The sequence below is a fragment of the Catelliglobosispora koreensis DSM 44566 genome, assembly GCF_000379685.1.
GTDB lineage: Bacteria > Actinomycetota > Actinomycetes > Mycobacteriales > Micromonosporaceae > Catelliglobosispora > Catelliglobosispora koreensis.
In genome coordinates this window covers 448,140-463,095 of sequence record NZ_KB903272.1, presented here as the reverse complement: position 1 = coordinate 463,095, position 14,956 = coordinate 448,140, and the positions used below count along the sequence as shown (strand labels likewise).

The window sequence follows — 14,956 nt, the reverse complement described above, 5'->3', positions numbered from 1 at the left end:
CTTGGCGTAGTCGGTATGCAGTAGCGGACGGCCTATCACACTCGCTCCACTTCACGCGTGCCGAACAGCCCGTAGGGCCGCACCAAAAGAACCAGCAGCATCACCACGTAAGGCGAGATAACCGAGACGTTGCCGCCAAGCCAAGGCATGTCTTTTTGGTAGAGCGCCGTGACTTCGAAGACGATCCCGACGATCAGCCCACCCACGACCGCCCCGGCTAGAGAGTCCAGTCCGCCGAGGATGATGACGGGCAAGGCGACCAAGGCGGTCAGCCACATCAGGTGGTCGACGCTCTCCCCCGCGGCGGCGAACGTCCCGGCGACGGCCGCCAATCCGCCGGCCATCGCCCACGAGACAGCGAACACGGCACCGACCGAAACCCCTTGGGCCAGTGCGGCTTCCTGGTCGTAGGACGCTGCCCGCATTGCCAGCCCCATCCGGCTGTACCGGAAGAACGCGAACAACGCGGCCACGATAATGGCGGCGGTCACGAAGATGACCACATGCCGCTGCTGCACCGTGATGCCGCCTATGTCAAAGGCTTTCAGTCCCCACGGGTCGTGCATGGGACGGACGTCGTTGCCGATGTATCCATTGACGACAACGCGCACGGCCACATCGACCCCGAGGGTGATGATGGCGACGACGAACGGTGGCTTGCCCACCATGGGCCGCACGGCTGCTCGTTCCACGCCCAGTGCCAGCAACGCGGTCAGCGCGGTAGCAGCGACCAGGGCGCCCCAAAAGCCAAGGGTCCCAATGAAATACGTGACCATGACCGTGCCCGCGAGCATGAACGCGGGCTGGGCGAAACTCACGACCCGGGTCGCCTTGAAGATGATGACGAACCCCAGCGCGAGCAGCGCGTAAATGCTGCCCCGGCCTAGGCCCCGGGCTAACGCCTCCAGCAGCTCAACCATAGATATCGTCCACCAGCTCGGCGAACATCGTCCCGATCGCGGACCGTTTGACCTTCATCGTCGCGGTCAGCTCCCCATCCTCGTGGTCTAGTTCCTTGGGCAGCATGCGGAATTGCCTGATCTGCTCAACCGGCGCGTGACGCGCGTTTACATCGTCCACAATGGACTGAACGAGCGCCTTGACTTCAGGCTTTTCCGCCAGGTCGCGATAGGTCGTGTAGGGCAGCTTGCGGCGTTGCGCCCACTCCCCGACCGTGTCGAGCTCGATGCCGATCAGGGCGGCCAGGAACGACTTGCGGTCCCCGACCACGATGGCTTCCTTGATATACGGCGAGGCCTTGAGCCCGTTCTCAATCTCCGATGGCGAGATGTTCTTCCCACCGGCCGTGATGATGATGTCCTTAGCGCGGTCAGTGATGCGGACGTGGGTCCCATCGACCCACTCGCCGATGTCACCGGTGCGTAGCCATCCGTCGGGAGTCATCGCCTTGGCGGTGGCTTCAGGGTCGCGGTAGTAGCCGACGAACGTACCGCCGTGCCGGGTCTGAATTTCCCCTGTCTCCTCGTCGATGCGCAGCTCGGTGTTCAGTTGCGGCTCGCCGACCGTGCCGAGCTTCACGCGCTTGGGCCGGTTGGCCGTGGCGACAGCGGTGTTTTCCGTCATGCCATAGACCTCGTGCATCGGTACCCCAATGCCCATGAAGAACTTGAGCACTTCCGGCGCGATAGGCGCGGCACCCGAAGCGGCGAAACGCACCTTGCGCATGCCGATGCGTTCGCGCAGCGCGCGATAGAAGCAGAGATAGCCGACGCCATAAAGGATTCTCGTGCCGAGGGTGTGATTGCCACCGGTCTTTACCAGGACCGTGCCGATCCGGTCAGCCACCTTCAGCCAGAGCCTCGCGTTGGCCCGCTTGAACAATGACGCCGAAGCGAGCTTGATCTGCACCCCGGCCAGAATCTTTTCCCAGATCCGGGGAACGCCAAAGAGAATCGTCGGCTGAATCTCGCGCAGGTTGGGCTGGACGGTCGCGATGGACTCGGCGAAGTTCACCTGAACGCCGGCACCAGCGTTGAACCACGTCGTGAAGATGCGTTCGGCCACATGGCACAGCGGCAGATACGACAGCAGGATGTCGTTGCGGCTTGGCTTAGGCGAGGTGAATCCACCGCCGTCCACGAGCACGGAAATCGCGAACTCCACATTGGACACACTGAGCATCGCGCCCTTGGGCGGTCCCGTCGTGCCAGAGGTGTAGACGAGCGTCATGATGTCGTCGGGCTGAGCATCGGCCATCCGTTCGGCGACCGCTTCGGGATGGCTGGCCCTGTGCTCACGGCCCAGCTTCAGCAAGTCTTGCCACGCCATCAGCTTCGGGTGGTCATAGCGATGGCGGATCCCGCGTGGTTCGACGTAGACGATCCACTCCAGCTCGGGGCAATCGTCAACGACCGCGAGCGCCTTGTCGGCCTGTTCCTGATCCTCGGCGACGACGACCCGCGCACCGGAGTGTGAGAGCAGGTAACGGACCTCCGCGGCCGGGTTAGTCGGATACAGCCCCACGGTCGTTCCGCGCACGGCCACCGTCGCGATATCCGTGTAAAGCCACTCGCGCCGGTTCTCCGACTGCACGGCCACCCGGTCGCCTGGCTGAATCCCGAGCGCCAGTAACGCGTGCGCGACGTCCTGTGCGCGGTCCCAGTACGCCGCCCAGGTGACCTCTTCCCAGACGCCAAAGTCCTTCTCGCGCATGGCGATGCGGTCAGGGTCGGCCTTCGCCCACGCCTCGATCCGGCTGGCGATCGTCTGTGTCCTCGTTTGCGTGGCGACAAGTGTCATGACGTCACCCCTAAATAGGCCTTGATGACGGCGGGGTCGTGCTGGATATCGGAGGGGAGCCCGGTGGCGACGGTCTGCCCGAAGTCGACCACCATGACGCGGTCAGCCAGATCCATGACGAGCCCCATGTCGTGCTCGACCAGGATGATCGGCAGCTGGAGTTCGTCGCGGATGTCGAGGATGTACCGGGCCATGTCCTCGGTTTCCTCTTGGTTCATGCCCGCGACCGGCTCGTCGAGCAGCAGCAGCTTCGGCTCCATCGCCAGAGCCCGGCCCAGCTCGACGCGTTTCTGCACGCCATAGGGCAGCAAGCCCACCGGGTAACGCCGCCATTGCTCAAGCTCGAGGAAGTCGATGATTTCCTCCGCTTTGCGGCGGTGCGCGATTTCGTCGCGGCGGGCCTTGCCCAGCCACAGCAGCGCCGCGAGCGTTCCGTAGCGCAGGTGGTGATGGCGGCCCAGGGTCAGGTTTTCCAGAACGGTCAGATTCGCGAACAGCTCGACGTTCTGGAACGTGCGCGCCATCCCGAGGGCGGCGATCTCGTGCGGCCGCTTTCCCTTGAGATCGGCGCCGTTGAACGTGACACGGCCAGCCTGCGGCCGGTAGACCCCAGAGAGCACGTTGAAGATCGAGGTCTTCCCGGCACCGTTCGGGCCGATGATGGCGAACAGCTCGTTTTGCCCAACGTGGAACGTCACGCCGTCGATGGCTTTGACCCCGGCGAAGGACAGGTGGACGTCTTCGAAGGTGAGCACGGTCATGACAGCCACCGCTTCCGCCGCTGATAGTGCTTGACCTCGCGGAACGAGGTGGTGTGGGAACCCAGATAGAACTCACGGATGTCTTCGTCGGCGAGCAGCTCCGCCGACGGTTTGTCGAGCACGATCTTGCCGGTCTCCATGACATAGCCGTGCGAGGCGATCGACAGCGCCATGGTCGCGTTCTGCTCGACGAGCAGGACAGCTGTTCCCGACTCGTTGATCCGCACGATGAGATCCCTGATCTGTTCCACCAGCTTCGGCGCCAGGCCGAGCGATGGCTCATCGAGCAAGAGGTAGCGCGGAGCGGACATCAGCGCCCGGCCCATGGCGAGCATCTGCTGCTCACCGCCGGACAGGTAGCCAGCGGTGCCCTTGCGGCGCTGGGCGAGAACGGGAAAGAGGTCAAAGGTACGGGCGAGGCCTTCGCTAATTTTGCGGCGGTTCGTGTGCCCACCGAGGCGGAGATTCTCCTCAACGGTCAGCTCGGCGAAGATCCGGCGGCCTTCCATCACCTGGCCGATGCCCAGCCGCACTAAAGCAGCGGGACTGCGGCCAGAAATGACAGCGCCGTCGAGGGCTACCGCTCCCTTGGTGATTTCTCCATCGTGGACATCCAGCAACCCCGTAATCGCGCGCAGTAGTGTCGTCTTTCCTGCACCGTTGGCGCCGAGCAGGGCCACGATCTGGCCCGGGGCGACACCGAGACTGATGCCCCGCAACACCAGGGCAACATCGTCATAGACGACTTCCAAATTGGACACCTGCAGCAAGCCGGCTCCCTATGTGTCGTGCATCACAAGTTACCGATGATTAAACAAGCTGTGTCTCGCAGGTCAATAGGTGTGGCAGACAGACATTCAACTGAGATCTTGAGCCGCGTCACGGTTGGATTACGTCACCCGTGGTTCAGGTATTTATGGCATCCTCGCCTTTGTGCCTATTGCCAAATGGATGAGTTCCGTCATGGAGACCCGTCGGCGTCGGCGACTGTTCCTTGCCGGGCTTGTCACGGTTGTGGCCGTTTTCATCGCCGTCATCCCGGGCAAACGGGGCTGGTTCGACGTGGGTGTCTACTACGGCGCCATCCATCACTGGTTCGAAGACGGCGGCTCGCTCTACGACTACATCAAGCCTGACTCGACCTATGGCTTCACCTATCCACCCTTCGCGGCCCTGTGCATGCTGCCGATGTTGCTGTTCACCTGGCACCAGGCCGTCGCCGTGAGCGTCGTGCTGACCGCCTTCGCCTCGGCAGTGCTCCTCTACTGGCTCGTCGACCCGATCGCGCAGCGCCAGGGCTGGAACCGCCCGTTCACGTTCGTTATCGCGGCGTGCATGTTCGCCCTGCTCGAACCAGTGCGCGACACCGTCAGCTTTGGACAGGTCAACCTCTTACTCCTGGCACTTGTCTATGTCGACTACCGGCTGCTGACGACCGGGCGGGAGCGCTGGGCCGGATTCGCCATTGGCCTCGCGGCTGCGATCAAGCTCACACCGGCCATTTTCATCATCTATTTGCTGCTGACGAAGCGCACGCGACCGGCCCTGATCGCCATCGCCACGGCCGCTACCGCCACGCTGTTCGCCGCGCAGGTAGACCCCACGCAGTCCCTGGTCTTCTGGACCGACGCGCTTCTGGACACCAACCGCGTGGGCGTTTTCGCCTATGTCTCCAACCAGTCACTGCAAGGCGTCCTCGCCCGCTTGTCGCCGCCGACGCCGGGCACCATCTTCTGGGCCATCGCCGTCGCGGCCACCCTGTGGATCTGGTTCAAGAAGATCCGCCAGTCAGACGATCGCTCCGGCTTCGCGCTGACCGGCATCATCGCCTGCCTCATCAGCCCGATCACCTGGGTGCACCACCTGGTTTGGGTGATCCCGGCGCTGATCATCATGGGCGACACCGCCCTGCTGGCTCCCCCGGAACGCAAGGCCCGGGCCAAGAAGCTCGCGATCTGGCTCTACGCCGCCATGTGCAGCAGCGTGGTCTGGCTGTGGGGAGCTAACTCGTCGGGGATCTACGGATTCATTGGCAGCAACACCTACGTCTGGGTGACGCTCATCCTCTTCTTCACTGTCCCTGTGGTGACAGCACAATCGGCGACGCAGACCTCGCTCTTGCCAACGCCGAGACTGGCGCTGCAGAGCGAAATCGCGGCCCGTCCGAGGCGAGTGTCGGAACTCATCCGGCGGTAACTCTGGCGCCCATGCCAGAATGCTTGGCTGTGACTGTTCTCCAGCGGATTGCGACCGAATTAGGGGTGCGAGAGCGCCAGGTTCAAGCAGCGGTAGAGCTTCTCGACGGTGGGGCGACGGTGCCATTCATCGCGCGCTACCGCAAAGAAGTAACCGAGATGCTCGACGACGCGCAGCTGCGCACGATCGAAGAGCGGCTGCGTTACCTGCGGGAGCTGGAGGAACGGCGAACCGTCATCCTCGAGTCCATCAAGACCCAGGGCAAGCTCACGCCCGAGCTTGAAGCGTCCATCTTGGAGGCCGATTCCAAGGCGCGCCTCGAAGACATCTACCTGCCGTACAAGCCGAAACGGCGTACGAAAGCGATGATCGCCCGGGAAGCGGGGCTGCAGCCGGTCGCCGACGCGATTCGCGAAGGTGGCGCCGCCTACGACATCAGCCAGCACACCGCCGAAGAGCTCGACGGCGCACGCGCGATCATCATGGAGGAGTACTCCGAAGACGCCGACCTGGTCGGATCGTTGCGTGAGCTCATGTGGGAACGCGGCTTCATCACGTCCAAAGTGCGCGAAGGCAAAGAGCAAGACGGCGCCAAGTTCTCCGACTACTTCGACTTTTCCGAGCCGTTCACCAAGCTCCCCTCGCACCGGATTCTCGCCCTGTTCCGCGGGGAGAAGGAAGAGTTCCTCGACCTGACCTTCGATCCAGGCGACGAACCCTACGAAGAGCGCATCGCCGTTCACTTTGGCTGCTCTGGACAGTGGCTTTTGGACACCGTGCGCCTGACGTGGAAGACGCGCATCCTGTTCCGCATCGGGGCTGACCTGCGCGGGCGCCTGTTCCAGCTCGCCGAGGAAGAAGCGGTGCGTGTCTTCGCCGCGAACCTGCGTGACCTGCTGCTCGCGGCGCCCGCCGGAACCCGGCCGACCCTCGGCCTGGACCCGGGCTTCCGCACCGGCGTCAAGGTCGCCGTCGTCGACGACACGGGCAAAGTGGTCGCCACCGAGACGATCTATCCGCACGTGCCCGCGCACAAGTGGGACGAGTCGCTCGCGGTGCTGGCTGTGTTGTGCCAGAAGCATTCCGTCGAACTGATCGCCATCGGGAACGGAACCGCTTCGCGCGAGACCGACAAACTGGCCGGGGATCTCATCAAGCGCTTCCCGCAACTGGGCTTGACCAAAATCGTCGTCTCGGAGGCGGGCGCCTCGGTTTACTCCGCCTCGGCTTATGCCTCACAGGAGCTTCCGTCGCTCAACGTTTCGCTGCGCGGTGCCGTGTCGATCGCACGCCGTCTCCAGGACCCGCTAGCCGAACTCGTGAAGATCGATCCAAAGTCGATCGGGGTCGGGCAGTATCAGCACGACCTGTCCGAGGGCAAGCTCTCACGGTCCCTCGACGCCGTCGTGGAAGACTGTGTGAACGCCGTCGGCGTGGACGTCAACACCGCCTCTGTTCCTTTGCTGACAAGGGTTTCCGGCATCGGTGAGACGCTCGCCGCCAATATCGTCGCCCATCGTGACGCGAACGGGCCCTTCAAAACCCGCTCGGCGATCAAAGAGGTGGCGCGCCTGGGACCCAAGGCGTTCGAGCAGTGCGCGGGCTTCCTGCGGATTGCGGGTGGTGACGACCCGCTGGACGCTTCTGGAGTACACCCTGAGGCTTATCCCGTGGTGAAGCGGATCCTCGCGTCAGCTGAGACGGACATGAAGACGCTCATCGGCAACACGACTTTGCTGCGCAAGCTCAAGCCGTCGGACTTCGCTGACGAAACCTTCGGTGTGCCAACGGTTTCCGACATCCTCAAGGAGCTCGACAAGCCGGGCCGTGACCCGCGTCCCGCGTTCCAGACCGCCACGTTCGCTGAAGGTGTCGAGGAACTCAAAGACCTCGTGCCTGGCCTGATCCTGGAAGGCGTGGTCACCAACGTGGCCGCGTTCGGGGCGTTCGTCGACATCGGCGTGCACCAGGACGGTCTCGTGCACGTCTCGGCCATGTCGCGCAACTTCATCAAGGACCCGCGCGAAGTGGTCAAGCCGGGCGATGTCGTGCGCGTCAAGGTGCTTGAGGTCGACATTCCGCGCAAGCGGATCTCGCTCACGCTGCGCCTGGAAGACGAACACGAGCAGTCCGCTCCCTCGTCCAAACCCGACCGCGGCGGACAGCGCCAGCCCGACCAGCGCCGCGGCGGTGGCGGTGGGCAGCGCGGCTCCGGTGGCGGTCAGCGCGGTGGCGGTGCTCGCGACCGTCAGGCGGCTCCCCCGGCGAACAGCGCCATGGCCGACGCTCTGCGCCGGGCAGGCTTGACCAAATAGGAAACAGCGGGCGCCCTCAGGGGCGCCCGCCGCTTATCCGCAAGTAGTGGCGGCCGCTGGCAAGGGTGCTGGGACGCCTATGGACGGCAAGCCCAGCATGACCCCCGGGGTCCGGGTAACTGTGCCCGCCTCGTAGACGTCACCGGCCTTAGTGCGCCTGTGCGACAGGACGGGGCCGTCGCAGTTGAGGTGATGCGGCGCGGCATAGGTGACCACGGTGTTGACGATGTCGCCGGGACGGATCGCGGGCGAGGCTTCAAAGTGGACCAGGCGCCCGTCGCGGGCCCGTCCAGACATCCGCCCCGTGGCGCCGTCCTTGCGCCCTTCACCGACCGCCACGAGGACTTCCACCTCGCGCCCGACGAGCTTCTTGTTCTCCGCCCAGGTGACTTCCTCGACGACGGCCATCAGCCGCTCGTAGCGCTCCTGCACGACCTGCTTGGGCACCTGGAGGTCCATCGTGGCCGCGGGAGTGCCGGGGCGCTTCGAATACTGGAAGGTGAACGCGCTGGAGAAGCGCGCCTCGCGTACCACATGGAGGGTTTGCTCGAAGTCTTCTTCGGTCTCGCCCGGGAACCCGACGATGATGTCGGTCGTGATGGCGGCGTCAGGCATGGCTTTGCGCACGTTCTCGATGATCTGGAGATAGCGCTCCTGCCGGTAGGAGCGGCGCATCGCCTTGAGCACGGTGTCCGAACCAGACTGCAGCGGCATGTGCAGGTTGTGGCAGACGTTGGCGGTCTCGGCCATCGCGTCGATCACGTCGTCGGTGAAGGCGGCCGGGTGCGGGCTGGTGAAGCGCACGCGCTCCAGTCCCTTTTCCCGCAGTGGTCCAGTCGCGCGCAGCAGCTTGCCGAAGGCGAACTTGTCTCCAAACTCGACACCGTAGGTGTTGACGTTCTGGCCGAGCAGGGTGACTTCCAGAACCCCTTGCGCCACAAGGGCTTCGACCTCGGCGAGCACGTCGCCCGGGCGCCGGTCCTTCTCCTTGCCCCGCAGCGCGGGGACGATGCAGAACGTGCAGGTGTTGTTGCAGCCGACCGAAATCGACACCCACCCGGCATAGGTGGACTCGCGGCGGGCGGGCAGCGTCGAGGGGAAGACCTCAAGGCTTTCCAGCAGCTCGACCTGTGCCTCTTCGTTGTGGCGGGCGCGCTCCAGCAGGGCGGGCAGCGACCCGATGTTGTGCGTTCCGAAGACGACGTCGACCCACGGCGCCTTCCGCACGATCTCGCCTTGATCCTTTTGAGCGAGGCATCCGCCCACGGCGATCTGCATGCCGGGGTGTTTGTCCTTGACTGGGCGTAGATGACCGAGATTTCCATACAGCCTGTTATCGGCGTTTTCACGCACTGCGCAGGTGTTGAAGACCACAATGTCAGCAGTGGCGTTGTCGGCTGCGCGAACGTATCCGGCAGCATCCAACAAGCCGGAGATCCGCTCGGAGTCGTGAACGTTCATCTGGCAGCCGTAGGTGCGGACTTCATAGGTCCGCGGGGCTGCGTAGGTTTCAGTCGTCATGGCACCGAAAAGGCTACCCGGAGATAAAGGTTTATCGGGACGTGACCTTTCTGGGTTTCCTCCTACCTCACGATCGCTTTAGAGTGACGACGCATCATCAGACCCTTTTGTGAAGGACCATGCATGGCGCAACCCCTCATCGAACTGAACTCGGTAAACAAATGGTTTGGTTCGCTGCACGTGCTTCGCGACGTGAATCTCACCGTCGACCGAGGCGAGGTTGTCGTCGTCATCGGGCCCTCCGGGTCGGGTAAATCGACTCTCTGCCGGGCGATCAACCGGCTGGAAACCATCAACTCAGGCACGATCACTTTCGATGGCCAGCCCCTGCCCGCCGAGGGCCGCGCGCTGGCGCGCCTTCGTGCTGACGTGGGCATGGTGTTCCAGTCGTTCAACCTCTTCGCCCACTTGACGATCCTGCAGAACGTGACCCTCGGCCCGATCAAGGTCCGGGGCGAGTCCAAGGCGAACGCCCGTGAGCGCGCGATGCAGTTGCTTGAGCGCGTTGGCATCGCCAACCAGGCCGACAAGTACCCGGCTCAGCTGTCCGGTGGCCAGCAGCAGCGTGCGGCGATTGCCCGCGCTCTGGCCATGCAGCCGAAAGCCATGCTGTTCGATGAGCCCACGAGCGCTCTCGACCCTGAGATGGTCGGTGAAGTGCTTGAGGTAATGACTTCCCTGGCCGCCGGCGGCATGACCATGATCGTTGTTACACACGAGATGGGATTTGCCCGGCACGCCGCCAAGCGAGTGGTCTTCATGGCCGATGGCGAGCTGGTCGAGCAAGCGGCGCCAGCCGAGTTCTTCGGCAACCCGCAGAGTGAGCGGGCGAAGGACTTCCTGTCAAAGGTGCTGCAGCACTAATAACTTTCACTCACTTCACATTTGATAGGGATGAGGGAGAAATCATGCTCATGAAGCGCCTCGCGGCAGCTGCTGCGATCGCGGTGCTGGGGGTCGGCGTCGCGGCGTGCGGTGGAACGGATCCGGCAACGCCCGGCCCGTCGACCGCGTCGTTCAAGGCCGGCTCAACGATGGAGAAGCTCAACAAGGCTCAGAAGATCACCATCGGCACCAAGTTTGACCAGCCCGGTTTCGGCCTCAAGGGTCTCGACGGCAAGCCTGCTGGCTTCGACGTGGAGATCGGCAAGCTGATCGCCAAGGAGCTGGGAATTCCAGCCGACAAGATCGAATGGGTCGAGACCAAGTCGGCCGTGCGTGAAGAGGTCATCGAGAAGGGCACGGTCGACCTCGTCGTGGCGACCTACACCATCAACGACGCCCGCAAGCAGCGCATCGCGTTCGCCGGACCGTACTATGTCGCTGGCCAGCACATCATGGTCCGCAGCGACGACAGCTCGATCACGGGCCCGGACTCCTTCAAGGAAGGCACCAAGAAGGTCTGCTCGGTCCAGGGTTCGACCCCGGCGACCAACATCAAGAAGTACCTGAAGGACGAGGCTACGCAGCTCGTGCTCTTCGGTGGCTACGCCGAGTGTGTGGACGCGCTGAAGAACAAGACCGTTGACGCGGTCACCACCGACAACGTCATCCTGCTCGGCTTCGTCGCCAGCAGCAACGGCGCCTACAAGCTCGCCGGTAACAAGTTCACCGACGAGCCGTACGGCATCGGCGTGAAGAAGGACGACACCGACTTCCGCAACTTCATCAACGATCTGCTCGAGAAGATCGCCAAGGACGGCAGCTACGCCAAGGCGTGGAACGACACGGCCGGCAAGTTCGACAAGAACACGCCGACCGCTCCGGCCGTCAACCGCTACTGATATGTCCAAGCTGGAAGGTGAGTCATGAACGTTCTCTGGGAGCAGTTCCCGGTCTTCCGGGACGGTTTCCTGCTCACCTTCCAGCTTTCGTTTTTGTCAGCCATCGGCGCTTTGCTGGTGGGAACGTTGGTGGCGGTGCTGCGCATCAGCCCAGTGCCGCCCCTGCGCTGGCTGGGCACCAGCTATGTGAACCTCTTCCGCAACATTCCGCTCACAGCGGTCTTCGTGTTTGTCGTGGTTGGACTGCCGCTGCTCGGCTCCAGTGCTGACTTTCTGAAGATTCCCGGGCTCGACCAGATCTTCACCCGGCTGGGCATCGACCTGCCCTACTTCCGCTTCTCCATCATCGCGCTGAGCCTCTACACCGCGGCTTTCGTGTGCGAAGCCCTGCGCTCGGGCATCAACGCCGTGCCGTCTGGGCAGGCCGAGGCCGCTCGATCGATCGGGCTGACCTTCACCCAGAACCTGCGCTTCATCGTGCTGCCACAGGCATGGCGGGCCGCCATCGTGCCCCTGGGCAGCGTCATCATCGCGATGATTAAGAACTCAGCCATCGCTGGCTTCATGGGCCTTTACGGCGACCTGTCCAGCCGTGGGCAAGAGCTGGTGTCAGCGGGTGTGAACGGCGTGACGTATCCGCTGATCCCCGTCTTCATCGCCATCTCGCTCGGCTTCCTGATCATGACCGTCCCGCTGGGGCTGCTCCTCGATCGCATTGAGAAAAACAGGATGGTGAAGGCGCGATGAGCCGCGAGACGTCCGTTCTTTATGACGCCCCCGGTCCGCGCGCTAAGCGGCGGACCATCATCCTCAGCGTGGTCATTGGCCTTGCCGCTGTCGCCCTGCTCTACCAGTTCGTCTACAAGCCACTCGACGCCAAGGGCCAGTTCTCGATGGTCAAGTGGGGTCCACTCATCGACCCCGACAACGAGTATTTCGACGGCGTCTGGGACCGGCTCTGGGTCGGCGCCAAGGCGACCATGCAGGCTGCCGCGCTCGCGATCGTCTTCTCCGCGTTGGTGGGCCTCGTCCTCGGCGTGATCCGGATCCTGCTCCGGGCCGTTAGCACCCGCCGCTACGCCACCCTTCCGCCCGCGGTCGCCTATGGCTTGCGCGGCTTGACTTGGGTGCTGAACGCCCTGACCCGGGTCTGTGTCGAGTTCTTCCGCGGCATTCCCGTTGTCATCACCATCTTCTTCGCCTGGCAGCTCCTCGGCGGCACGTTCTTGCCTGTCGTCGTCGGCCTCGTCATCTACAACGGCATCGTGATCGCGGAGATCGTCCGCTCCGGGATGGAGGGGGTCGCCAAGGGCCAGCGCGAAGCCGCGGAATCCCTCGGTTTGTCCTCCTTGCAGACGACACGCCTGATCCTGCTGCCGCAAGCGATCCGCACCATGCTTCCGGCTCTGATCAGCCAGATCGTCGTCGTGCTCAAGGACACCGCACTCGGTGGCATCATCGTCGCCGGTTACGAAGAACTCATCGCGACAAGCCGCCAGGTCTCGCAGCTGCTGCCGCAGCTCGCCTTCGACCAGGAGCTCTACAACCCGCTGCAGTTCTTCACGATCGTGTGCCTGATGTTCCTTGTCGTGAACTACGCGCTGTCCAAACTGGCGCAATACCTTGAGCGCCGCCTGAGCACCAAAGCCGACGCGAAGCCGGTCAAGGTGACCTCAGCCGCAGGCACTGGCGTTTAGCGGGCGATTTCGGTGGAGCGGGACTCCCGCACCACCGTGATCCGGATCTGCCCCGGGTACGTCAGCTCTTCCTCGATCTGCTTAGCGACGTCCCGTGCGAGGACAGCAGCGCCGATCTCGTCGACTTCTTCGGGGCGGACCATGACGCGCACTTCGCGGCCGGCCTGCATGGCGAAGACCTTCTCGACTCCCGACTTGGCTCCGGCGATCTCTTCGATGCGCTCCAGCCGCTTGACGTAGGCCTCAAGCGACTCGCGCCGTGCCCCGGGACGGCCGCCGGAGCAGGCGTCAGAGGCCTGCGTCAGCACGGCCTCGATCGTCTGCGGGGGCACTTCGTTGTGGTGCGCTTCGATCGCGTGCACGACTTCTTCTGTCTCACCAAAGCGGCGGGCGATGTCAGCGCCGATGATGGCGTGCGAGCCTTCGACCTCGTGTGTCAGCGCCTTGCCGATGTCGTGCAGGAATGCTGACCGCTTGATCAGGACCGGGTCGAGTTTCAGCTCGGAGGCCATGATTCCGGCCACGTGGGCGGTCTCGACGAGGTGCTTGAGAACGTTCTGCCCGTAGGACGTGCGGTACCGCAAGCGGCCCAGCAGGTTCACCAGCTCGTCGTGGATGTCGGTGATGCCGACTTCGACGAGGGCGTCTTCGGCAGCGCGGCGGCACATGCGCTCGACTTCGAGCTTCGCCGTTTCGAAGACCTCTTCGATCCGGTGTGGATGGATCCGTCCATCGAGGACAAGCTTCTCTAGGGTGAGCCGGCCAATTTCGCGCCGGACGGGATCAAAACACGACAGCAGCACCGCCTCGGGCGTGTCATCGATGATCAGATTGACCCCGGTCACTGTCTCGAAGGCCCTGATGTTGCGGCCTTCGCGGCCGATGATGCGGCCCTTCATTTCGTCACTGGGCAGGTGCAGCACGCTGACCACGCTCTCGGCGGTCTGCTCGCTGGCGACCCGCTGGATCGCGTCGACCACGATGTGCCGGGCCCGCTGCTCGCCATTCATCCGCGCGTCGGCCTCGATGTCGCGGACGAGCAGAGCGGCCTCCCGCTTGGCCTGCATCTCAATGGTTTCGACGAGTTCGCCCTTGGCCTGCTCGGCGGTCAGCCCAGCGACCCGCTCCAACTCGCGGCGGTGCTGCTCATTCGCCTCGTCGAGCTCCAGCTTGCGCAACTGCAGAGCTTGCTCCACTTTGGACAGCTCGGCTTCCGCGGCGGCGATGCGGCGGTCACGTTCGGCCAGCCGCTCAGCTTCCTCGGCGTGCATGCGTTCGCGCTCGGCGAGCCTTTCGGCCTCATCAGCGTGAAGTCGCTCGCGTTCGTCCAGGCGCTGCAGCCGGCGCTCGGCTTCGGCTGCTTGTTCCTTCGCCGTGGCCGTGAGCAGGGCGATTTCCCGCTCGCCGGTGCGTTTGGAGGTGGTGCGCATGCGCTCGGCGTCTTCTTCAGCCTGGCGATGCGCCCGCTGGAGCACCGAGTCTGCCTCGGAGTGGGCGTTATCAAGGACGCGCTGTGCCTCAGCTCGCGCTGTGGCCACCTCCGCTTTTGCGGCTGCGGCTTCGGCCCGGGCCGCGATGACCTCGGCCTGTGCCGTCGCGACGGCCCGGCGTTCGGTCTCTAGGGCTGTCTGCGCTGCGGCCACAGAAGCCTGCAGCTCAACGAGGGTCTGTCGCTGACGTTCCCGTTCGGCCGCGGCCTCAGGGTCATCCACGATCACACTTAGCGGCAACCGCGACGGGCCGACGTGCCCACTCAAACGGCGCAGAACGCGTGCGGCCACCAGCAGCATTCCTGCCACCAGCAGAGTGAGCACGACGATCGCGGCGAGCAGGGCGCCTTCCATCCCGGTCATGCCCGGCCCACTTCTGAGTGGGTAGCCACTGCCGAACCAGACCGGCCGGCAAGCTCGGGCAGACCCCGG

12 protein-coding genes are annotated in these 14,956 nt (G+C 64.0%); 6 read left to right on the top strand and 6 right to left on the bottom strand.

The window, feature by feature from the left end; translation table 11 throughout:
* Nucleotides 1–35: 35 nt before the first annotated feature.
* The 4 genes from A3E1_RS0124905 to A3E1_RS0124890 are packed head-to-tail and all read right to left on the bottom strand — an operon-like array spanning nucleotide 36 to nucleotide 4,291.
* Nucleotides 36–920, bottom strand: coding sequence for a branched-chain amino acid ABC transporter permease (locus A3E1_RS0124905; RefSeq protein ID WP_020523510.1), 885 nt, complete (start codon nucleotides 918–920; stop codon nucleotides 36–38).
* Nucleotides 913–2,760, bottom strand: a complete 1,848-nt coding sequence (locus A3E1_RS0124900; protein ID WP_020523509.1) for an AMP-dependent synthetase/ligase — start codon at nucleotides 2,758–2,760, stop codon at nucleotides 913–915. The genes A3E1_RS0124905 and A3E1_RS0124900 overlap by 8 nt, the downstream gene beginning before the upstream one ends.
* Nucleotides 2,757–3,521 carry an ABC transporter ATP-binding protein gene (locus A3E1_RS0124895; RefSeq protein ID WP_020523508.1) on the bottom strand — a complete coding sequence of 255 codons (765 nt, stop codon included), beginning with the start codon at nucleotides 3,519–3,521 and terminating at the stop codon, nucleotides 2,757–2,759. Before A3E1_RS0124895 ends, A3E1_RS0124900 begins: the two co-directional genes overlap by 4 nt.
* Nucleotides 3,518–4,291, bottom strand: coding sequence for an ABC transporter ATP-binding protein (locus tag A3E1_RS0124890; RefSeq protein ID WP_026208815.1), 774 nt, complete (start codon nucleotides 4,289–4,291; stop codon nucleotides 3,518–3,520). Before A3E1_RS0124890 ends, A3E1_RS0124895 begins: the two co-directional genes overlap by 4 nt.
* Before the next feature lie 163 nt (nucleotides 4,292–4,454).
* Between A3E1_RS0124890 and A3E1_RS41900 the strand changes: the two genes are divergently transcribed.
* A complete protein-coding gene (locus A3E1_RS41900) occupies nucleotides 4,455–5,717 on the top strand; it encodes a glycosyltransferase 87 family protein (RefSeq protein ID WP_245571351.1) in 1,263 nt (420 codons plus the stop codon).
* Between the two features lie 11 nt (nucleotides 5,718–5,728).
* Entirely contained in the window at nucleotides 5,729–8,032 is a 2,304-nt protein-coding gene (locus tag A3E1_RS0124880) for a Tex family protein (protein ID WP_040391615.1), read from the top strand.
* A gap of 33 nt (nucleotides 8,033–8,065) precedes the next feature.
* Here the strand turns inward: A3E1_RS0124880 and miaB are convergent, their stop codons facing one another.
* Nucleotides 8,066–9,553, bottom strand: a complete 1,488-nt coding sequence (gene miaB, locus A3E1_RS0124875; RefSeq protein WP_020523504.1) for a tRNA (N6-isopentenyl adenosine(37)-C2)-methylthiotransferase MiaB — start codon at nucleotides 9,551–9,553, stop codon at nucleotides 8,066–8,068.
* A 123-nt stretch (nucleotides 9,554–9,676) separates the two neighbouring features.
* On the opposite strand from miaB, the gene A3E1_RS0124870 reads away from it, so the two are divergent.
* Genes A3E1_RS0124870 through A3E1_RS0124855 form a run of 4 tightly spaced genes read left to right on the top strand, consistent with a single transcriptional unit; the run spans nucleotide 9,677 to nucleotide 13,034 of the window.
* On the top strand, nucleotides 9,677–10,417 hold the full coding sequence (locus A3E1_RS0124870; protein ID WP_020523503.1) for an amino acid ABC transporter ATP-binding protein: 741 nt from the start codon (nucleotides 9,677–9,679) through the stop codon (nucleotides 10,415–10,417).
* A gap of 44 nt (nucleotides 10,418–10,461) precedes the next feature.
* A complete protein-coding gene (locus A3E1_RS0124865) occupies nucleotides 10,462–11,337 on the top strand; it encodes a glutamate ABC transporter substrate-binding protein (RefSeq protein WP_020523502.1) in 876 nt (291 codons plus the stop codon).
* A 24-nt stretch (nucleotides 11,338–11,361) separates the two neighbouring features.
* Nucleotides 11,362–12,084 carry an amino acid ABC transporter permease gene (locus tag A3E1_RS0124860; RefSeq protein WP_020523501.1) on the top strand — a complete coding sequence of 241 codons (723 nt, stop codon included), beginning with the start codon at nucleotides 11,362–11,364 and terminating at the stop codon, nucleotides 12,082–12,084.
* Nucleotides 12,081–13,034 (top strand): amino acid ABC transporter permease, encoded by a 954-nt coding sequence (locus tag A3E1_RS0124855; protein ID WP_020523500.1) that lies wholly within the window; start codon nucleotides 12,081–12,083, stop codon nucleotides 13,032–13,034. Before A3E1_RS0124860 ends, A3E1_RS0124855 begins: the two co-directional genes overlap by 4 nt.
* Here A3E1_RS0124855 and rny read toward each other — a convergent pair.
* A complete protein-coding gene (gene rny, locus A3E1_RS0124850) occupies nucleotides 13,031–14,887 on the bottom strand; it encodes a ribonuclease Y (protein WP_020523499.1) in 1,857 nt (618 codons plus the stop codon). The genes A3E1_RS0124855 and rny overlap by 4 nt on opposite strands.
* Nucleotides 14,888–14,956 lie beyond the last annotated feature (69 nt).